The sequence below is a fragment of the Pleurocapsa sp. PCC 7319 genome, from assembly GCF_000332195.1.
GTDB lineage: Bacteria > Cyanobacteriota > Cyanobacteriia > Cyanobacteriales > Xenococcaceae > Waterburya.
Window position 1 is genome coordinate 591,144 of record NZ_KB235922.1, and the last position, 21,129, is coordinate 612,272.

Sequence of the window (21,129 nt, forward strand, 5' to 3'; positions counted from 1 at the left end):
TCTCTTACTGTTGATCAATTTAGTTTAGAGACGTTAGTCATAGAGAAATATACTTAGTTGTCAACGAAAGTCTTAGAAGATTTACCTCTTTCGTTGAGGCATGATTCAAGACGTTTGTCAGATGTTTTTCCTTTGTTGAATCTCTACTATTAATTTAAAAGAATTTGAATTAGAAGAGATTAATTATGACATCTACACAGACATACGAAGATAACAGTAACTTAATTCTCGGAACAGATGAAAACGATACTCTCAATGGCACTGAGGGTGACGATACTATCATTGGTAATCCAGGTGACGATCTCAAAATTGGTGCAGCAGGAAGCGATCGCTTTATCTGGAATAACGGCGATGGTAGCGACATCAATGAAGGTGACGACGGTTACGATATTTCGGAAATCAATGGCGCACCCGATGACGGAGATGAACTCGATCTCCGTGCCAACGGTGAGCGTGCTTTATTTGAAAGGTTAAACCCAGGTCCCTTTACCGTCGATACCGATAATGTCGAGCAATTTGAAATCAATGGTCTGGGTGGTGATGATACTCTAACGGTTCAAGATTTAACTGGTACTGATATTCAACGAGTTGTCTTTAATGGTGGCGATGGCATTGACTATCTGGACGCTAGCCAGACTTCTGTAAATATGGTAGCTCGTGGCGGAGAAGGTGATGACACTCTCATTGGTGGTAATGGCAACGACATTCTCATTGGGGACACAGGAAGCGATCTCAAAATTGGTGGTTTGGGAAATGATCGCTTTATCTGGAACAATGGCGATGGTAGCGACATCAATGAAGGTGACGACGGTTACGATGTTTCGCAAATCAATGGCGCACCCGATGACGGAGATGAATTCGATCTCAGTGCCAATGGTGAGCGTGCTTTATTTGAAAGGTTAAACTTAGTTCCCTTTACCGTCGATACCGATAATGTCGAGCAATTTGCAATCAATGGTCTGGGTGGTGATGATATCCTAACGGTTCAAGATTTAACCGGGACTGATGTTCAACGAGTTGTCTTTGATGGTGGCGATGGCAATGACAACCTAAACGCTAGCTACACTGACACCGATATCACCGCTTTGGGTGGAGCAGGGGATGACACTCTGACTGGTGGTAGTGGCAATGACTTAATCAGTGGCGGTGACGGTCTAGATATTCTAACTGGTGGTGTTGGTGCTGATACTTTCGTTCTCGGTTTTGAGGGGGTTGATACCATTGCTGACTTCAATTTCTCAGAAGGAGACACAATTCAAATTTCAACTCTGGAATTGGGTATCTCATCAGTCGATTCTTTAGGCTATGACAATAATACCAATACACTATATTGGGGTGAAACTGAATTGGCTACATTGGAAACTCCTTTAGCAGAATTCACTCCTTCAGAGTATATCGAGCTAGTCTAGGATTTAGAACATAGAAGTGGTTAGAGACTCCGAAATACGTAAGTTTTACTTAGAAGTTTTGCGTCTTCCGGAGTCTTACTAGCAAGAGGTCTTGAGAATTCGGAGCGTGTTACTATGAACAATCTTCAACAAAGCAATGTTGTCATTATTGGGGGAGGACCTGCAGGATTAGGGACTGCCTTGATGCTAGCTAAAAAAGGCTGGACGGGAATTACCGTTTTAGAAAAAAGACCATCGGCAGATTATTATGAACCAGATAAATCATTTAGCTATCAAATTGACGGCAGAGGTCAAAAATTAACCGATTTATTAAATCTTACGCCAAAATTAGCTAATTTAAGTGTTCCTAGTACCGAATTTTATTTTACGCTCATAAAACCAGACGGAAATCGCAAAACTTCTAAATTACCCATTGCCGATTCTAATCGTAAAACTGCTTACTGGTTGCCCAGAGCCACTTTCGTCAATTTATTTTATGATGAAATCGAGCGCAATTGGCAAAATTCGATTCAAGTTTTATTCCAAACTCGATGTGTGGAAATTAATCTAAATAGTGATTCTGCCTCTTCGGCAACTAGCGCAACCAATAGCAGCCAAGCTAAACGCCTAGAGATTATTGCTCAGTCTCAAGATGAGCAACAATTAACTTTTACACCCAACCTGTTAGTAGGTTGTGATGGTTTAAATTCTATCGTGCGCCAAACTCTGCATAACTGGGAACAAGGCAAATCCCATGACTTTGAAATGCAGCAATTTCCCTCTCCCAGCGCAGGTTTGAAATATAAAGTTCTGACTGTACTACCCCGGTTTCCCCTATCAGAGACCCAAGAAGATCTAGCTGAATCGACGATGGCTTATGGTATTAGATCGACTTTTAAAGGGCGTAAAAAAGCAATTTCTTTGGGTTTACTACCTTTAAAAGACCCGGATATAGAGAGAACTGCGAATATTATTACCTATCCAGACCATCATATTTGGCAGCTAAAAACTCCAGAAGCATTGGGTAATTATCTTACTCAAGCTTTTCCTCAACTTCCTCTCGAAAAAATCATTTCCTCTGAGGAAATAACTAGATTTTTCTTCAGTAATGGAGGAACGTTTCCCCTGCCTCAATATTGTTCGCGACTATATCAAATCTGGGGACAACCTGATGATAATCATGGCACAGCTATAATTCTATTCGGAGATGCGGCGCATTGTTTTCCTCCCGATATTGGACAAGGTGTTAATTCGGCATTAGAGGATGTCTATCTTTTCTCCGAAACTTTAGCCGAAGTTGAAGATAATCTTGCTCTAGCTCTTCCTCGCTATCAAAACTTACGCCAACCAGATATTAAAGCTCTAATTCGCTTAGTACAAATTAGTTATCCTTGGCAATATGGTCAAAATCTTTGGCAAAAAAGATTATGGGGTCTTAACTTTTTACTACGTTTACAGCTCAGTCGTTTATTTCCCTTTATATTTAGTCCTCATTCCTTTTTGCTAATTCAGAACCACGAACTATCTTACTCAGAAATTTTGGCTAAAAGTAATCGAACCACTCAATTTCTGTATATCTTAGGAGCTTTACTAGTATTAATTGTTCTATATATAGCGTTTCTTAAATAAGTGAGGTACAAATATAAACTTAGTTAAAAACCTTAAAACCCCTATTCCCTATTCCCTATTCCCTATTCCCTGACTCTACCAAGATGTATTTCATTAATACGAGAAACGCTATATAGCGGTTATCAGATAAGTGGTGATACGGAATATATTGGTTTTAGGGATTAAGGACTAAAGATTGTTGCTCATATTTTTGCCAAGCGATCAGCTTCGCTGGTGGGCGGAGCCCAATCGCTAATTTAACGTGTGAGTGAGAAATCCCCCTGTTCGACGTAGTAACTGGGGGATGAGAACGAACTGTACAACGTAGCCCTTTGGGACACCCTAAAGGGTTCAACAGTTGGCGACACATCTGCGTGAGCTGTTACAATTTTATCAGATTCATTTTCTTCTGATAATGCTTAAAGCAGTAAAAGTGAGACTATATCCCAATAGCGAACAGAAACGGCACTTAGCACAAAGCTTTGGTTGCGCTCGTTGGTATTGGAACTATAGTCTTGCTCTTACTCAAGAAACATATCAAGAGACAGGAAAAGGTTTGAGTCGTGGTGCCATACAGTCGCTCTTACCAGGCTTGAAAAAAGAGTTTGAATGGCTAAGTGAACCCTATTCTCAGTGTCTTCAAGTAGTAGCACTTAATTTATCTAATGCTTTTATCAATTTTTTTGAGGGCAGAGGTAGATTTCCTCGGTTCAAAGCCAAAGGGAATAAGCAATCTATCAGCTATCCTCAGAATGTAAAAGTGCTAGATGGATACATCAAATTTCCTAAACTCAAATTAGTTGAAGCCAAGATATCTCAACCAATCGAGGGCATAGTCAAAACGGTGACGATATCTCAAGTGCCAAGTGGTAAATACTACGCCTCGATATTGGTTGATCATGAAATTGAAATTCCTCAAGCCAGTGACCAAGGTAAAGTTGTGGGTCTAGATGTGGGTATATCTGATATCTGTGTAACTAGCGATGGCTCTAAATATAACAATCCTCGCTGGTTCAAGAAGCATCAACAAAACCTGAAGCGTAAACAGCAAAAGTTAGCTCGTAAACAACAAGATTCTCATAGAAGATATAAAGCCAAAAAACTAGCAGCAAAGGTATATGAAAAAGTAAGTAATTGTCGGTTAGATTTTCTCCACAAGCTATCACGTAGGATAGTTGACGAGAACCAAGTCATTGCGGTGGAAAATCTTAACGTCAAAGGCATGGTCAAAAATCCCAAGTTAGCATTAGCGATCAGCAATGTGGGTTGGGGAATGCTCAATACCATGCTCAAGTACAAGGCTGAATGGTCAGGAAAAATCTACATGCAAGTAGACAGGTTTTTTCCCAGCAGCAAGCTACATAATAAATGTCTATATCACATAGACAAACTTCCTCTCGATGTTAGATTCTGGGATTGTCCCAACTGTGGCGAAAAGCACATAGACATAGACATTAACGCAGCTCAGAACATTAGAGACGAAGCACTACGATTATTAGCCTTGGGGCGCAAGGCTACTGCTCATGGAGGAATTGTCAGACTAGGGAGTGGACGTGAAAAATCTACGACTGAGCAAATTCTAAGGAAGTGAGAATCCACCTGTTCTAGCGACCGATAGGGAGCTAACTGGTGGAGTCGTCAACCCGATCTTAAAGGTCACTATACGAAAACTTAAAGATTTTGATACATAAAAGATAAATCACCTGTATCTCATGAGTCTTACAATTTCTATATAGGAATCCTAATTTCAGTAATTAAAGTCTTATGTGGGATCTAGAAGATTGTGCTAAAAGTTCAGCTGCTCAATTTATATTGCCACAAGAATTAAGGGAAGATTTTGATTTAAATGACGAGGAGTTCATTCTAGATGTTGGTTTTGATGATGACAACATTACTGCTGATTTAGTCACTACTTTACCAGTAAGTAAAGTGGCTGATCTAGATAGCTCTTCCACAAAGAGCTTCTCTGCCAAGAAAAATAAGCAAAATAATCGTTGTCCCAGTCTTTCAATTATTTCCTGTGGAGGAAAAGGAGATGCTTTAGGAATTTTACAAATTTTCTTAGAATTGATTAACTCTAAGTCGTGTGATGTCTATTTTAGTAAATTTCATAACCCTCAATTCTTGTATGGACTTCAAGATTACCAGATCTGGTTGCAAAAATCTGGCTTTGAAATTAAACGTTTAGAGCTGGTACCTCAAGATATGACTCGAAAAGAGGGATTAGCTGATTGGATACGAACAATTTGGATGTCTTTTACCAAAAGTGTATCTGAAAATAAACGCGACAATTCTATTCCCCAGTTTGTAAATTTATACTTGGAAAAAAATCCCTCAGCTCCCAAAGGATCGACTCATATTTCAATGGTTAGATTAGAAGTTGATTCTGCTAAAACAAATATGAAATGCGTATCCGAAAACTTGCGGGAATGTTAATGATCATTTCTGGAGTAACCCATAATCTCCAGTTGCTTGTTTATGCTAGGGAGGGTCATGTTTGGGGGGCTGCTGCCTTTGGTGTAGCTTATTTTATTATTGGCTTGATGCTGTTACGGTATAGTCGTCTGGCTTTATTGTTAGGAGCAATTTTGCCAACCATAGGTGGTGTGTTGGGAGTGTATCGGTTTTTCTTTCTGCAACCTAATGGGTTTTCTATTTTTCATGTGGCGATCGATTTAATCGTAGTTCCCATCTGTATTTTCTTGTTAAGAAAAAAAGTGGGATCTGAAACTAGATAATTCTGCTCAAACTCTAATTATTCTTAGTAGGACGAAAAGCATTGAGAAAATTGAGCAAGGGATAGAGATTGCGCGACTGAATCCATAATCTGCCTTCACCACTAAAGCGACAAACTAGACCCTCGCCACCAAATATTCCTGTTCTCAAGTTACTAAATGAAAGTCCGCCAATAACTTCTACATCATAGTTAAGAGTATCTTCAAAGGCGACGATATAACTGGTATCCACCACATAATTACCAGCCACGGGAATTTCGATAATTCCCCCATAGGAACTAAACCAAAAATCACCAGTTCCCGATGCTCGTAGCAAAAATAAAGATTCCCCACTAAAAAAGCCTTTTAAGCCTTGGAACTTACTATCCAATTCAATATTAGGACTACAGGCAACAAAACCCGAGCCTTGAACCATTAAGTTAGATTTACTAGTCAAATAATAATGTTGAATATCCCCAGGAATATTAGGAGAAATATATAATTCTCCGTTTCTGTCTTGGGCAGTAAATTCGTTGACAAATAGAGATTCTCCTCCCAGCATTCTGCCAATGCCTTTGCTCAATCCCCCCTGAATTTTAGATTTCATTTTTAAGCAAGTATCCATTGCTGCCATCGCTGATGCCTCCACCAACACCGTCTGATTTACTGGTATATCCAATACCAAAGACGCATAAGCTGGAGCATGTTCAATGCGATAAGGAATGTCATTCATAATTAGTTATTAGTTAATCTTTCTTAATTCTTATCTGGCGGGAAGTAAAGAACCAATAATTGAACCAAACGCACTAACACTGTGAGTTTGGCAATATACTTTCCCCTGTCCCCGAAAGCGACAGACTAAACCCTCTCCTCCCAAAAATGAACCAATCCAACTGGAACTAGCTTTGGTTACGTTAAAATCAAGTGTTCGCTCAAAAGCGACAATATGCCCAGTGTCAACGGTATATTCTCCATCTACAGGAATGGCATATATACCACCAAAGGAAGTCAAAATTGCTTTGCCATAACCAGAGAGGGTGAGCCAGAAAATTGACTCTCCAGAAAAAACTGATTTAATGCCCTCAAAGCCCAAATCTAAATCTACTTTAGAACTACAGGCTAAATAGGACGTGGCTTGGACAATTAAATCCTGTCCTTCCATGTCATAAACTAATAAATCACCAATTAACTTGGGGGCTAACCAGATTTCGTTACCATCCTGGTAGGAACGAAACTGACTGAGAAATAGAGATTCCCCGGCAATCATTCTTTTTAAGCCACCCATAATACCACCGCCTCTTCTTCCCTGGCGCATGGTGGTATTTACTTGTAGAGCATCACTCATGGCGATCATTGAACCCGCTTCGGCAATAATCTCTTCTCCTGCATCTAGTTGGATACGAGCGATCGCACTATCCGGTTGATGTAATAATTCAACTTCCATCTTGGAGAAACCTCTCGGCTAAATTACTGGATTGGGACATACGGCGATTTCTATGACCAAGTTTGAGTATTTTTGGGCTTAAAAACCCGATTAATCCACTCATACTGCGAGATTGTAGATAAATATCGCCATTGCCCGATAAACGATTTACAAAACCTTCCCCAGAAGTCAGTGAACCAATCAACCCCCCAGAAAGTCCAATCCCCATCTTAATTACCGGTTCGTAAGCAATGAGGTGAGAATTATCAACAATAAATTCTCCTCGAACTGTTTTTTTAGTAATACCTCCATAACCACCAAAAAAAACTTGTCCCCTACCTGAAAGCTTCAGTTTGAACCAACCTTCTCCGGCGAAAGCACTCTTAAAACCTGCCCAACGCACTCCCATTTTGACACCTGGGGTATGGGCAATATAAGCCCCTTTTTGAAAAAAGATCGCCTTTCCCCGAAGATTGAGTGATTCAATATCCCCCAGATTAGATTGAGTTAAAACAAGACTTAAATTTTGTCTAGTTTGGTTAGTAAAAACATTGACAAATAGAGATTCTCCACCAAAAAACTTCCGCATCAAAGCCGAAAAAAAACCACCTGAAAATTCCGTTTTCATGGTTAATTGGCTATCCATGCTTACCATTGCCCCAGCCTCGGCAGTAATACTATCCCCTGGTTCGAGAGTGATAAATATAGCTGCGAATGCTGGTTTATATCTAATGTCGCACTGCACAATTATTATCAATAAAGTTTTACATAATTTGATTTGCTTCCAGTATGTCTAATGATCAATTAATGTCAATAATTGGAGAGTAAAATTGTTAGTTACAGTAAATTTTATGGTGATAAAATACTAAAAAAGTCTTAAAATAAGCGATCTTGCATTTAAGAATGTTTAATCTTAGTATTAATTATATTAATTAACGTACAACAGAATAACCAGGCTTCTAGGGTTCCGATTTAAGCAACAAGATTTAAATGACTGGTCCGAGAGAAGCCAACTACCCTAAGCAAGTTTGGTTAGTCTTCTAAGACTCCTGACCTCTGGTAGTACACGGCGGGAAAAAAGCCCGGGAGATATTGGCAACTTTAGCTAGTTGTTGAGACTCCTGGGTTTTGTTTTTTGTATAGACTAATCTGGAAGAGGAAAATCAATATGAGTGAGCCATCGTTTTCTGCCCCTAATAATGATTCCACCGAAGCTCAAAGAGCATTAGAAAAAGAAACTAGACTGCCACTTACTGGCTGGCAACAGGAAGTTGAGCAAGGATTAGAATACGGTTTAGAAGCTGCCGAAAGTATTCGCGATCGCTCTATTCCTAATTTTTCACGGGGAGAATTACCTCACTACGCAGGGATTAACACCTTTCTCAAAGCTCCCTACCTGGAAAATGTCAACAATGTCGGACAATATGACGTAGCAATTGTTGGTGTTCCCCACGACTCAGGTACAACTTATCGTCCAGGAACAAGATTTGGTCCTCAGGGAATTAGGCGGATTTCAGCACTTTATACCCCCTATAACTTTGAGTTAGGAGTCGATTTGCGCGAACAAATTACCCTCTGTGATGTGGGAGATATTTTTACCATTCCTGCCAATAACGAAAAATCATTCGATCAAATTTCTAAAGGTATCGCCCATATCTTTAGTTCGGGGGCATTTCCCATAATCTTAGGTGGAGATCATTCGATTGGTTTTCCTACAGTTCGGGGAGTATGTAGACATTTGGGTAACAAGAAAGTTGGCATTATTCACTTTGATCGCCACGTAGATACTCAAGAAACAGACTTAGACGAAAGGATGCACACTTGCCCTTGGTTTCATGCCACCAATATAGCTAATGCTCCTGCAAAAAATCTGGTGCAATTAGGTATTGGTGGTTGGCAAGTACCTCGTCCAGGAGTCAAAGTATGTCGGGAGAGAGCTACCAATATCTTGACCGTGACAGATATTACTGAAATGGGCTTAGATGCTGCCGCCGATTTCGCTTTAGAAAAAGCTCTAGACGGAACAGACTGCGTATATATCAGCTTTGATATTGACTGTATCGATGCTGGTTTTGTCCCCGGTACAGGTTGGCCAGAACCAGGCGGTCTTATGCCCCGAGAAGCTTTATATCTGCTGAAGAAAATTGTTCAGAATGCTCCTGTTTGTGGACTAGAAATTGTCGAGGTATCTCCTCCTTACGACATCAGCGATATTACTTCATTGATGGCGACTCGCGTAATTTGTGACACGATGGCACATTTAGTTTTATCTGGACAATTACCCCGAGAAAATAAACCAGACTATATCCATGAGGAGTCACAACAGGTAGATTCTCCTTGGCGATAATGTGAGTTCGGAGTTCGGAGTTCGGAGTTCGGAATAATTGTTTCACCAAATATGCCTATACCCATGTAGCGGAAGAAGGAGGATTTGACCTAACTAAGTATCATGCTATTTTGGCTTGGTTCAAACGCATTGAAGCTAACCCAAGACATATTTTGATTACTGATTACTGATTATCTCGATCCCGCTTGACGGGACTGATTACTAAAAAATGCATGAAACAGATATGACCAAGGCGTTGATCTTAACCATGAAAGATTGGTATGTATCTCAGCCTGAACAACGGAAAATCGAAAAAGTCCATTTAATTGTCGGACAGTTCACCTGTGTTGAACCAGTCAGTCTTAAATTTGCTTTTGAAATTCAAACACGAAACACTTTTCTTGAAGGAGTGGAACTAATTATTAAAGATATTCCCTTGATCGCTTTTTGTCATAGTTGCCAGCAAGAATACAAACCAAAGATTGGCTTGCAATATAGCTGCCCCGATTGTCAATCACCAATGGAAGACATCAGATCTGGTCGAGAATTAAAGATAGATCATATTGAGTATTCAACTGTTCAGGAACAAGTTACAAGTAGCAATTAGCAATTAGCAATTAGCAAAGCGATCGCTAAATCCTCCAGAAGAAAATCCTTATCCCTCATCCCTTAAAATTATGCATCAAACATATAATGCCGCCATGGAAATAAACCTGCTCCACGCTAACCAAGAAGGAGCAGATCATAATCGTGCCCATTTTGATGAGTGGGGTATTACTTGTCTAAATATAATGAGTAGCCCAGGGGCAGGCAAAACTGTTTTATTAGAAAAAACTTTAGCAACCTTACAAGATAAGTTAAGTATAGCTGTAATTGAAGGAGACATGACTACAGAATTGGATGCCAATCGCTTGCGCCAATATAATGTCCCTGTAATTCCAATCAATACGGGACGTTCTTGTCATTTGGACTCTAAAATGGTGGCTGGGGGAATTCACACTTTGCAACAAAAGTATAATCCCAATAATATTGATTTGGTTTTAGTTGAAAATGTCGGTAATTTAGTTTGTCCCGCGGAATTTGAAGTAGGGGAACACGCCAAAGTTGCCTTGTTAAGTGTTACCGAAGGTGAAGATAAACCTTTGAAATATCCAGTAATGTTTCAGCAAGCCGATTGCTTATTGATTACCAAAATAGATTTAGTTCCTTATCTGAATATTGACTTAGAGCGTATTGTTAGCAATGTACGTCAGATCAACCCTGATGTAACTATATTTAGTGTATCCGCCACCACAGAAGTCGGTTTAGATCTATGGTTCTATTGGTTGTCTACTCAAGTGAAACACCGAAAATATACAAGCTCATGTTTCTAAGAAAACCACAAAAATTTCCAAAAACAACATATCACGGTAGAGTAATTTCTATCTGAATTACGAGTTTTCATTTGTATCTCAGGCTGTAGGAATTTTGTAATTCTAATGATGTTTATCTTTTTTGTAATCAGTTAATTTAGATGAATAGAAGAAAATTACTATCATTACTTAGTGTATTTTGCCTCAGTCTAATATTAACTATTAGCTGTTCTCAAACTCCTCAATCATCGGACTCAGGTACTTCCAATACCGCCAAAGATCAAGCCATCGTTATCGGCTATAGTAACTGGGCTGGTTGGTGGCCGTGGGCGATCGCTGAGAAAGAAGGTATGTTCGCTAAAAATAATGTGAATGTCGAAATGAAATGGTTTGATGGCTACCTTGAGTCTATGGAAGCTTTGGCTGCTGGTCAGCTTGATGGCAACTGTCAAACTCTTAACGACACCATTTCTTTTGCTGCTGATGCGGTTAACGGCGAAGTAGCGATTTTGGTGAATGATAACTCGGCAGGAAATGACAAGATTATCGTTACCGAAGATATCAATACGATTGAAGATTTGAGAGGTAAGAAAGTTGCCGTGGAAGAAGGGGTGGTAGATGATTTTCTACTGACTTTGGCACTAGAATCAAAAGGGATGAAACGGGATGATGTCAAAATTGTGCCTCTCGAAACTGGTGCTGCTGCTGCCGCTTTTGCATCAGGACAAGTGGACGCAGTGGGTGCTTTCCCCCCCTTTTGGTTAACTGCTCTCAAACGGGAAGGTTCTAAAGAATTAATTTCTTCTAAAGAATTCCCAGGTGCAATTCCTGATTTATTAGTAGTCACTCAAAAACTAATTGATGAACAGCCCGATAAAGCTCAAGCATTAGTTAATACTTGGTTTGATGTGATGAATTTTATAGAACAGAATCCTGAAAAAGCAGATGAAATTATGGCCGAAAGAGCAGATGTCACGGTTGAAGAGTTACAACTATTCAAAGAAGGCACAAAAATGTTCACTATTGAAGATAATTTGAGAGCGTTTAGCGATGGTGACAATATGAAACATATGCCCTTCGCTGCTCAAAAAATGTCTGAGTTTATGATAGATGTTGGCTTTATTCCTGAAGCACCAGATTTAACTAAGGTCTTAGATGATCAGTTTGTACAAGCTTATGCCAAGACTGCTAAAAAATAGCTGATTTTTTAGTCAATCTTGCTCAGATACTCGAAGAGGCAAAATTGTCTGTTGTCGAACTTCAAATTTCGTTGCGCGACGCGACAGCTAGTCCTTTAGGGTAGTTTCTCGCTTAGCGAGTACTTCAAATTTCGATTTTAAATAAATGTTTCTTGGCTTATTTATAAAATTTACCATTAATAACTTACAGCTATAAAAATCCTAAAAAATATAAAAATCATAAAAAATGCTCAAAAGCGATCTAGCGAAAGCTTCAAGATCTAATTTAAAACCTACTACTTTTTGGCGTATTACCGAAGATATCCCTCAGTCTTTATCTTGGATATTAATGAGTTTATCCCTCATAATTCCTTTGTCTATTTGGCTTGTTGTCACTAGATCTACTGAAATAGACTCAATTTTTTTGCCATCTCCCAGCGATGTGATCGAAGCTTTTCAGAAATTATGGTCTAAAGGATTTTTAATCCAGGATACATTAGCTAGTTTTACTAGGGTAAGTTTAGGATTTATCTTGTCGGCAGTTGTTGCTGTTCCCTTAGGAATTCTTATGGGAACATTTGCTAGTATTCGGGCTTTATTTGAACCTATAATTGGCATTGTTCGCTATATGCCCGCCCCCGCTTTTATTCCTCTCTTAATCATCTATCTTGGTGTTGATGAAGCTCCTAAGATTGCACTGATATTTATTGGTACGGTATTTTTTAACATCCTAATGATCATGGATAGTGTAAAATTCGTTCCCCAAGAATTAGTTGAAACAACTTATACTTTGGGTGGTAAACGTGGGCAGGTATTATCTCAAGTAATTACTCCCTTTATCATTCCCCGTATTATCGATACTTTTCGCGTAAATATGGCAGCTTCTTGGAATTTGGTAGTCGTTGCTGAACTACTGGCGGCCTCTGAAGGTTTAGGCAAAAGAATTTTATTAGCCCAAAAGTTTCTTAGAACAGAAGAAATTTTTGCCTGTTTAATTATCTTGGGTTTAATCGGTTTTGCTCTCGATTTATTTTTTCGTTTATTAGTTAGATTTACTTGTAAATGGGCATTTTGAAGAAATCAATTGAGAAAAAGGAGAAAATGCAAGAAGTCAATAAATACTGATTACTGATTACTTCCGCGTAGAGGTAAATTGAACAATGCACCTAGAACTATCTCATCTTTATAAAGAATTCCCCTCGAAGAAAGGAACACTCATTGCTCTCAAGGATATCAACATGCATGTCGAGACCGGGGAATTTGTCTGTACGGTTGGTGCTTCTGGCTCGGGAAAATCAACTTTATTACGCTTAGTTGCTGGTCTGGACTTCCCCACTTCTGGTGAAATTACAGTAGATTATCAACCAGTAACCGGACCTGGAGCAGATCGGGGAATGGTATTTCAAAAATATACTCTTTATCCCTGGATGACCGTGCAAAAAAATGTGGAGTTTGGTTTAAAATTACTGGGGATTTCTGCTCAAAAACGACGAGAAATTGCCTCTTCACATCTAGATATTGTGGGTTTGGCAAATTTTGCCAAATCTCTACCTAAAGAACTATCTGGAGGTATGAAGCAACGGGTTGCGATCGCCCGTGCTTTAGCTACTAATCCCAAAATCCTCTTGATGGATGAACCTTTTGGCGCCTTAGATATTCAAACTAAAGAAAATATGCAGCAATTCCTGCTGGAAATATGGCGCAAAACAGGTTGCACAATTCTGATGATTACCCATGATGTAAGAGAGGCAGTATTTTTATCTCAAAGAATTTATGTCCTCTCAGCGCAGCCTGGTACGGTCAAACAAGAATTTAAGATCGACTTACCAAGCGATCGCGATTACCGTATTAAACGTCAAGCAGATTTCCACCAACAAGCCGATGAAATTATGGATCTAATGAGAAATATAAATACGGTAGCAGAGCCAATTGCCAATTAATTTTTTGCTCAATTCAGATGATTTAGTATGATCTGAAATACTTCTGTGGCTTTAATTATTTCATTCGTCAACAAATCTTGCTGTTGAGAAATTAATAACGGCGATCGCCCTATTGAAGTTGTCAGATGTCCGTGAGAACCTTTGACCAGACTAGCATCTAAAGGAATTACATCCATCAAATAACGAAAACCCAGTTTCTTTTGAAGTAAGGTCAATGCTATTTTGCCTGGGGGAAATTTTAGCTGCGGATCGACAAAAAGTTCTACTGGATCGTAACCAGGTTTGCGGTGGATATCAACGGTACGGGCAAAATCGGGAGCGAGACTGTCATCTAACCAATAGTAGTAGGTAAACCAAGCATCAGGACTGGCGATCGCTACAAGTTCACCTGAACGAGAATGATTCAGGTGATATTTTTGCTTTCCTGCTTCATCTAAGACTAAATCGATTCCGGTCGTATTTTCTAAGATATTTCTTACCTGAGCCAAACAATCATGGTCATTGACGTAAACATGAGCAATTTGATGATCGGCAACAGCAAAAGCTTTACTTGCTCCAGGAATTAAAATTTCTTTGCCTAGTTCTTCTCTCACGGTAATTAAACCCTGCTGTCTGAACAGACGGTTAAGATGTATAGGCTGAGAAACTTCTGTAATACTATATTCAGAGAGAACAATAACTTTCGCACCTCTAGCTTCGTAAAATTCAATCAAATCCTGACAGACTCGATCTATTTCTTGTAAATCCTGGGCAATAGTTTGAGGATTTGTGCCAAGCTTTTGCAAACAATAATCCAAATGGGGAAGATATACCAAAGTTAGAGTGGGACTATATTTTAATTCAACTTGTTTACTAGCATCAGCAATCCACTGACTAGATTTGACAGAAGTATTCGGTCCCCAAAAATTAAATAAAGGAAACTCTCCCAATTCGTCAGTTAACCAAGGGCGTAATTCCATCGGTTCAGTATAGATATCAGGAAGTTTCCGACCATCTGCGAGATACATGGGACGTGGTGTCACCGCATAGTCAACTGAAGAATACATATTGTACCAACCAAAAAGATTAGCACAGGTAAAATCAGGATCGAGCGCTCGCGCTTTATCCCAGATTTTAGGGGCTTGAACTAGATGGTTCGATTGTCGCCATAATTTGACTTCACATTCATCTCGAAAATACCAGCCATTAGCGACAATACCATGCTCATCGGGATTAACTCCTGTGTAATAGGTTGCTTGGGCGGTGCAGGTGACAGCTGGTAGAACTGGTTTAATTGAAGTGGTCTTACCTCGTTTCTGCCAAGCAGAGAGAAAAGGAGTGTATTCTCCAATTAATTCTGGAGTTAAGCCGACTACGTTCAGAACTACAGTTTTATCCATAATTAATTACTGATTACTGGTTATTGATTACTGATTACTGATTACTGATTACTGATTACTGATTACTGATTACTGATTACTGATTACTGATTACTGATTACTGATAAAACCCATTGGTATTCCCGTTCAATGGAGGTCAAAATATCTAATTTCATTTCGGGAGGTAATACTTCCCAGGTATAGGTTTCAATCTCTAAATGATGACCTACAGCATAGTGGGGTAGTATTTTTAGTAGCTTTTCCAGATGTTTTTGCGTAGATTCAAATAATTGATAATTACGAATAAAAATCGGTACGTGAAAATGAGTACGCCATTCTTCGGCTTCGGTTTCTAAAAGCAAGGGTAAGGCTGTAGATAAGTCACGATGATGTTTAAAGTCAGCCCGATTGTGGTGGCGAGCAATAACTTGATGTAGATAAGTAGATTCAGCAAAAGGCGATAGTTTATTTTTAATTTTCTGGCGTTGCTCTGGTTCTGAAGGGATATTAATTTTGATTGCCGAACTGAGTTGGATTTTGCCAATTTTAATGCCCGCATTCTGAAAAGATTGCAGTATTTGCTCTGGTTCTTCGTACTCTACTGCAAAATGACAGGTATCGTAGCATACCCTTATATGCTCGGTAATCCAAGATTCTGCTACTGACTGAGTAATTCCTAGCTGTTGTTGTAGCCATTTGCCCCCGATAGGCAATAACCAATCTTGAAAGAAATCAATAACTTCCGTAGTGTTTTCCAATAGACCATCGGGTTCTGGTTCGAGATCGAGATGCAGCAATTTTCCTGTATTTTGATGCACCTCTGCCATTACTGCGATCGCCTGAGCTAAATGAATACTACTTTGCCGAAAAACGTGATTTTTCTCTTCAGAATTATGCCACCAGGGTTTATAGGACACGGGTAATGTAGAGATTCCACCATCAAGACTTTCTGGCAATAGAGTAGTTAAAATCTCAATTAGCTTTAGAGTGTAATCTAAACGTTCTACTTTAGACCAGTCAGGAGCATACACTCGATCCTTGACCACTTGATGATGAAATCCACCGTAGGGAAAACCATTGAGGGTAAAGACATATAAATCTTGTTCTTGTAACCAGCTATGAAATTGGGCAAGATTATCTCCATTTAGTAATTCTCTCGCAGCGATATCTGCTAGGCGTAAGCCAATACCAAAGGATTGATCTGGAGATAATCTAGTTTTTAATTTAGTTATATATTGTTTGACGTTATGTTCTACTTCTGACCAAGTTTCTCCGGGATGGATATTGGTACAGTAAGTAAGATGTAATTGGTCATTGGTTGCTAGTTTCACGGTGATTATTGGTTATATTGATTTAAATAAACCGTTTCCGATGAATTACACCGATTTACTTAATTGAACTAACTAACAGTTGTAACTTCAATTTCTTGCAACATCAAGATTGCTTGTTTATAGATAGGGATATTGACTTGATTTACCTCTAGTCCTTGTCCAATTTTGGGCAATAGCATTACCGCTAAATTACCGCCTAGATGCTCGCGGAATTCTACTAACCCACAAAAAATAGAATCTTCTGCTTCAGAATTGTCTAAGTTACTAGCTAGCTCAGGAACAAATAGCTCAAATCCAAGATTCTGTAGAGTTTTGATAATTTGTTGCCATTCCTCTTGATTTAGTAGTCCTGTCAAATAAGAATAGGTACAGTCTAGAGCTATACCAATAGCTACAGCTTCTCCGTGCCGTAGGCGATAATTAGTCAAGTATTCTAGTTTATGAGCTGCCCAGTGACCAAAATCTAGGGGGCGAGAAGAACCCATTTCAAAAGGATCGCCATAATTAGCTATATGATTTAGGTGTAGTTCGGCACAACGGTAGATTACCTGTTCCATTGCTTCGGTATCCCTTAGAGCTAAATTCTTAGCGCGATCGCTAATATGTTGGAAGAACTCTGGATCTTTTATCAAAGCTACTTTAATTGCTTCAGCAATACCCGATCGCCAGTCTCGATCTTCTAAAGTGGAGAGAAAATCGAAATCGTTTAGTACTGCAACAGGTGGAGCAAAAGTACCTAAAAAGTTTTTTTTGCCGAAAGCATTAATACTGTTTTTGACTCCTACCCCCGAATCATTTTGGGCGAGAACAGTTGTCGGGATACGAATTAATCGCACACCGCGATGGGCGGTAGCAGCAGCATAACCCACCATATCGATTACGGCACCGCCACCAATTGCTAGAACGTAGGAGTGACGACATATTCCTGCTTGCTCAATAGTTTGCTGAATTTTGTCAACCAAAGAGGGATCGTTTTTGGCTGCTTCCCCTCCGGGAATGATGATTGGTTCAGCAGCTAGTTTGATTTTTTCGCTGAAATAGTTGGTGTAGTTGGTAATTTGTTTGATTAACTGGGGATGATGCTCTAATAATCCCGAATCAACCACTACCATGATAGATTTTGCTTTATTGTTTTCTGTAGCTATTACTTGAGATAGCAGAGGATTACTGGTATTGAATAGCCCCTTAGTAAAGTGAACGTCATAAGTAAATCTAACTGCGATGTCTTGACGTAAAGATTCGATTTGGGAAATGTTATTTTTTTGTAGAAGCATTGGTATTTTTAGAATGAAATTGATAATAGTATTCGTATATAGCGTTTCTCGTATTAATGAGATACACCTTGGTGGAGTCAGGGAATAGGGAATAGGGAATAGGGAATAGGGGTTTTAAGGTTTTTGACTAAGTTTATATTTGTACCTCACTTATTTGAGAAACGCTATATAGCGGTTTTCCAATAAAGCGGCTTTGCCGCAGCTAGGAGCTTCGCTCCTTTAAGTAACAGCAAACAATCGCGCTAAAAAGCGAGATAAGGGCAACAATGCCAGTAATAACAAGCCATAAATCCAATTGCTAAAGCCAGTAGCAATAGTTGCATCCAAAACAATTAATGATAAGATTCCTGCCTTAACTGCCATTTGAATTAACTTAGGCTCAGGATTAATAGAAGCTTTAATAAAAGACGGCAAAACTAAAGCTGTAAATAAAGCCAAAAAAGGTAAAGTTATTAAGAGGGTATATTCTGGTAACAGTCCTAAACTAAGGATGCTACCTATCACTATGGCAATTAAAGCGATCGCTATCATGCCAGTAACTTTCTTGCCGCCTTGGACTTCCCCTTGAGCAATAGCAGTAATTGCAGCAATGTAGATGATAGGAATTAATGCTAAATACCAGTGATTACCAACTGCTGAAGGAATCGCACTAACACCCAACAACAAGTTACCACCGCGACACAAACCCATATTTAAAGGTCCTAAAATTGTCTGATGTTTACTCCACTTATCGTATGTAAGAGCGCAGGTGGCAACAATGATGGCTAAAATCGCACTCAGTTGAGATACTATGGCTGCGGCAATAATCGCCATAACTAACAACAACGTACCTAAGGCGATCGCACCTGATAAAGTTGCTTCTCCACTGGGAATAGGACGTTCTGGACGTTCAACGGCATCTAACTGAGCATCACAGACATCGTTAAAAACAACTCCCCCACCATAAAGTCCTGTGGTAGCTAAAATTAACCAGCCCAAAGTCATAAAATTTAGGTTACTGATGCCAACGGTAACTGCTCCAGCCACGGCATATCCTAAAAGAATATCTGCCCAAGCAGTGACAATATTGGCAGGACGCATGAGTTGTAAATAAGCCCAGGTAGATTGAAATTTGTTCGATTTAATAGTTATCGAAGACATGATGAATTATGTAAGAAGTAACAAATTGTTTGTAGGGGCAGGCGCATCCCATTTTGGAAGAAACATGATGTATTGGATAATCTAACCTTTGATTTATCGTCTATCGAAAAAATATATTTGCTGAAATGAGATGCTCCCGTAGGGGGCGTTTCGCGAAACGCCCCTACTAAACAATGACCACAGATTTAGCTTCTGAAGTGGATTCAACTAGAGGTTGTTGCCCTCTCAATACTGAATTACCACTATATAGTTCGCGTTGATCGATGGGAGAGGAATTGAGCCAATCACTTTCTTTAATTTGACCGCTTTGACTATAAGCAGTTAAGGCATTTTGATAGCAAACGGCTTTAATATGCTCTTCAGGAATACCTCTTTGTGCCATGAGTTGAGCAGTTTTGGGAACTGCTAATGGGTCACTGACACCCCAATCGGCACTACTATCGACAATAATGCGATCGCAACCATAGTGACGTACGACTTCCACCATTCTTTCATTACCCATTTTGGTATGGGGATAAATGGTAAATCCTGCCCAAAAACCCCGATCTAAAACTTCTTTAGCGGTTTCTTCGTTATTATGGTCGACGATTACCTGAGATGGTTGTAGCCCATGTTCTAAACAGACATCCATACTACGAGATGTACCCGATTTTTTATCTCGATGGGGTGTATGAATCATGACGGGTAAACCTAATTCTTTGGCTAGTTCTAACTGAAGACGAAAATACTTATCTTCCGCAGGAGTCATGTCATCATAACCAATTTCGCCAATGGCTACTACGCCCTCCTTGCAAGCATAAAGGGGTAACATTTCCATCACTGCTTCAGCTATGGCTTCATTATTAGCCTCTTTGGAATTTAAACCAATAGTACAGTAATGCTTGATGCCAAACTGACTGGCACGAAATCTCTCCCAACCAACCAAAGAACTTAAATAGTCTCTATAGGTATCAGCACTAGTACGAGGTTGCCCCAACCAAAATGCTGGTTCAATGATTGCCACGATGCCAGCTTTAGCCATTGCTTGATAGTCGTCGGTAGTTCTGGCAGTCATGTGAATGTGGGGATCGAGGAACATCATGTTGTTGTTTTGCATTGTTTTATAAGTGATTTTTTAGAATAATTAAGTTTGAAGAAATTTAAGTAGGAATTAAGCGCAAATCACCTCAAATTCCGGTTCAAGTTCGGCAACTGCTTGAGAATTAAAAGGTGCAACTAGTTCCCATAGTTCAGGATTAACTGTTCTTTTGGCTGCCAATCTTTCACGGGCATAGTCAATTAACATCTGGGATAACTGTTGATTATTACGGCTTTTTAATCCATAAATAGGATGTAGTGGAGTACCAACAAATAAAGCTTTTAGAATCATTTGATTCCAAGCTAAATCATTTAAATATTTTGCTGGGTAGGGGTTATTTAACGCTACTGCATTAAATACTGAAGTCATGTTTGTACGAACTCCTTCAGCAGCACGTAATTGAAATTTTTCTGGATAAGGCAATAATGATAAACTTTGATATAAAGCGATCGCTTCTCTTACATCCGCTGCCGCAAAAATCTTATTTAAAGTTGCTACATATTTATCTTCATCTTCGTGGGGAAAAGATAAAATCAGTAAACTGCGACCAACTTGATCTAAAGTCCAATCAATCGGATTCCATCCAGTTACTAGTTTATTTGCTGCTTGTAATTCCTCAATTGATAATTCTAGTTTTTGCTTCCCTAAGTATCTAACTACACTACTAAAGGCAGTAAATAGAGTTTTTTCAGCAGAATTCTGCGTAATTTCTGCTTGCTTTCTTGTTAACCAAGCTAAATTTTCAGTCGCAGCCCGTGTTTCCAACCAGGTATATAGTAAAGCAATAATTTTATTGGTTTTAATATCTGTCTCAGATGCCATGATTAAAGTGATAACACTGATGTTACTTTTCAACTATAATCATGTTTTTCAAAAACGACTATAAACTTTCGATGTTTTTTTGCAAAGTTTTAGTTAAATAAATATAGTTTTGATGAAGCGTAAATTCTGTGAGAGGAAACACTTCTATTTCAAATAAGTAAATATACAGAAAAACTCAGCAAATAACTAATCTTTTA

20 protein-coding genes and 1 riboswitch are annotated in these 21,129 nt (G+C 39.1%); of the genes, 11 read left to right on the forward strand and 9 right to left on the reverse strand.

Annotation, left to right across the window (positions count from 1 at the left end):
• The first annotated feature begins 185 nt into the window (after positions 1-185).
• From PLEUR7319_RS0106840 to PLEUR7319_RS0106860, 5 genes are all read left to right on the forward strand, one after another.
• Entirely contained in the window at positions 186-1,409 is a 1,224-nt protein-coding gene (locus PLEUR7319_RS0106840; protein ID WP_019504462.1) for a calcium-binding protein, read from the forward strand.
• A gap of 114 nt (positions 1,410-1,523) precedes the next feature.
• The gene (locus tag PLEUR7319_RS0106845; RefSeq protein ID WP_019504463.1) at positions 1,524-3,017 is read left to right on the forward strand and encodes an NAD(P)/FAD-dependent oxidoreductase; all 1,494 of its coding nucleotides are present in this window, start codon (positions 1,524-1,526) and stop codon (positions 3,015-3,017) included.
• 394 nt (positions 3,018-3,411) lie between these two features.
• Positions 3,412-4,587 (forward strand): RNA-guided endonuclease TnpB family protein, encoded by a 1,176-nt coding sequence (locus PLEUR7319_RS0106850; protein WP_019504464.1) that lies wholly within the window; start codon positions 3,412-3,414, stop codon positions 4,585-4,587.
• A 173-nt stretch (positions 4,588-4,760) separates the two neighbouring features.
• A complete protein-coding gene (locus PLEUR7319_RS0106855; protein WP_019504465.1) occupies positions 4,761-5,432 on the forward strand; it encodes a hypothetical protein in 672 nt (223 codons plus the stop codon).
• Entirely contained in the window at positions 5,402-5,734 is a 333-nt protein-coding gene (locus PLEUR7319_RS0106860; protein WP_144054262.1) for a hypothetical protein, read from the forward strand. The genes PLEUR7319_RS0106855 and PLEUR7319_RS0106860 overlap by 31 nt, the downstream gene beginning before the upstream one ends.
• 13 nt (positions 5,735-5,747) lie before the next feature.
• Here PLEUR7319_RS0106860 and PLEUR7319_RS0106865 read toward each other — a convergent pair whose 3' ends face one another.
• Genes PLEUR7319_RS0106865 through PLEUR7319_RS0106875 form a run of 3 tightly spaced genes read right to left on the reverse strand, consistent with a single transcriptional unit; the run spans position 5,748 to position 7,878 of the window.
• On the reverse strand, positions 5,748-6,443 hold the full coding sequence (locus tag PLEUR7319_RS0106865) for a TIGR00266 family protein (protein ID WP_019504467.1): 696 nt from the start codon (positions 6,441-6,443) through the stop codon (positions 5,748-5,750).
• 30 nt (positions 6,444-6,473) lie between these two features.
• Positions 6,474-7,154, reverse strand: coding sequence for a TIGR00266 family protein (locus PLEUR7319_RS0106870; RefSeq protein WP_019504468.1), 681 nt, complete (start codon positions 7,152-7,154; stop codon positions 6,474-6,476).
• Positions 7,144-7,878 (reverse strand): TIGR00266 family protein, encoded by a 735-nt coding sequence (locus PLEUR7319_RS0106875; protein WP_019504469.1) that lies wholly within the window; start codon positions 7,876-7,878, stop codon positions 7,144-7,146. The genes PLEUR7319_RS0106870 and PLEUR7319_RS0106875 overlap by 11 nt, the downstream gene beginning before the upstream one ends.
• Positions 7,879-8,081: 203 nt before the next feature.
• Positions 8,082-8,224: riboswitch (guanidine-I (ykkC/yxkD leader) on the forward strand.
• Between the two features lie 77 nt (positions 8,225-8,301).
• On the opposite strand from PLEUR7319_RS0106875, the gene speB reads away from it, so the two are divergent.
• The 6 genes from speB (at position 8,302) to PLEUR7319_RS0106905 (ending at position 13,929) form a co-directional block, all read left to right on the forward strand.
• Positions 8,302-9,480 carry an agmatinase gene (gene speB, locus PLEUR7319_RS0106880; RefSeq protein WP_019504470.1) on the forward strand — a complete coding sequence of 393 codons (1,179 nt, stop codon included), beginning with the start codon at positions 8,302-8,304 and terminating at the stop codon, positions 9,478-9,480.
• A gap of 208 nt (positions 9,481-9,688) precedes the next feature.
• Positions 9,689-10,066 carry a hydrogenase maturation nickel metallochaperone HypA gene (gene hypA, locus PLEUR7319_RS0106885; RefSeq protein ID WP_026102361.1) on the forward strand — a complete coding sequence of 126 codons (378 nt, stop codon included), beginning with the start codon at positions 9,689-9,691 and terminating at the stop codon, positions 10,064-10,066.
• A gap of 70 nt (positions 10,067-10,136) precedes the next feature.
• Positions 10,137-10,832, forward strand: coding sequence for a hydrogenase nickel incorporation protein HypB (gene hypB / locus PLEUR7319_RS0106890; protein ID WP_051044407.1), 696 nt, complete (start codon positions 10,137-10,139; stop codon positions 10,830-10,832).
• 140 nt (positions 10,833-10,972) lie between these two features.
• Complete coding sequence (locus PLEUR7319_RS0106895; protein WP_019504473.1) at positions 10,973-12,010, forward strand: ABC transporter substrate-binding protein; 1,038 nt, start codon at positions 10,973-10,975, stop codon at positions 12,008-12,010.
• 226 nt (positions 12,011-12,236) lie between these two features.
• Entirely contained in the window at positions 12,237-13,064 is an 828-nt protein-coding gene (locus PLEUR7319_RS0106900; RefSeq protein ID WP_019504474.1) for an ABC transporter permease, read from the forward strand.
• Between the two features lie 85 nt (positions 13,065-13,149).
• Positions 13,150-13,929, forward strand: a complete 780-nt coding sequence (locus tag PLEUR7319_RS0106905; RefSeq protein ID WP_026102362.1) for an ABC transporter ATP-binding protein — start codon at positions 13,150-13,152, stop codon at positions 13,927-13,929.
• Positions 13,930-13,937: 8 nt separating this feature from the next.
• Here the strand turns inward: PLEUR7319_RS0106905 and PLEUR7319_RS0106910 are convergent, their stop codons facing one another.
• From PLEUR7319_RS0106910 to PLEUR7319_RS0106935, 6 genes are all read right to left on the reverse strand, one after another.
• On the reverse strand, positions 13,938-15,308 hold the full coding sequence (locus PLEUR7319_RS0106910; protein ID WP_019504476.1) for an alkaline phosphatase family protein: 1,371 nt from the start codon (positions 15,306-15,308) through the stop codon (positions 13,938-13,940).
• Positions 15,309-15,391: 83 nt separating this feature from the next.
• Positions 15,392-16,618 (reverse strand): metabolite traffic protein EboE, encoded by a 1,227-nt coding sequence (gene eboE, locus PLEUR7319_RS0106915; protein ID WP_019504477.1) that lies wholly within the window; start codon positions 16,616-16,618, stop codon positions 15,392-15,394.
• A gap of 68 nt (positions 16,619-16,686) precedes the next feature.
• Positions 16,687-17,892, reverse strand: coding sequence for a 3-dehydroquinate synthase (locus tag PLEUR7319_RS0106920; RefSeq protein WP_019504478.1), 1,206 nt, complete (start codon positions 17,890-17,892; stop codon positions 16,687-16,689).
• 219 nt (positions 17,893-18,111) lie between these two features.
• Positions 18,112-19,032, reverse strand: coding sequence for a UbiA-like protein EboC (eboC, locus tag PLEUR7319_RS0106925; protein ID WP_019504479.1), 921 nt, complete (start codon positions 19,030-19,032; stop codon positions 18,112-18,114).
• 166 nt (positions 19,033-19,198) lie between these two features.
• Positions 19,199-20,113 carry a TatD family hydrolase gene (locus PLEUR7319_RS0106930; protein ID WP_371265395.1) on the reverse strand — a complete coding sequence of 305 codons (915 nt, stop codon included), beginning with the start codon at positions 20,111-20,113 and terminating at the stop codon, positions 19,199-19,201.
• 69 nt (positions 20,114-20,182) lie between these two features.
• Positions 20,183-20,932, reverse strand: coding sequence for an EboA family metabolite traffic protein (locus PLEUR7319_RS0106935; protein ID WP_019504481.1), 750 nt, complete (start codon positions 20,930-20,932; stop codon positions 20,183-20,185).
• Between the last annotated feature and the right edge of the window lie 197 nt (positions 20,933-21,129).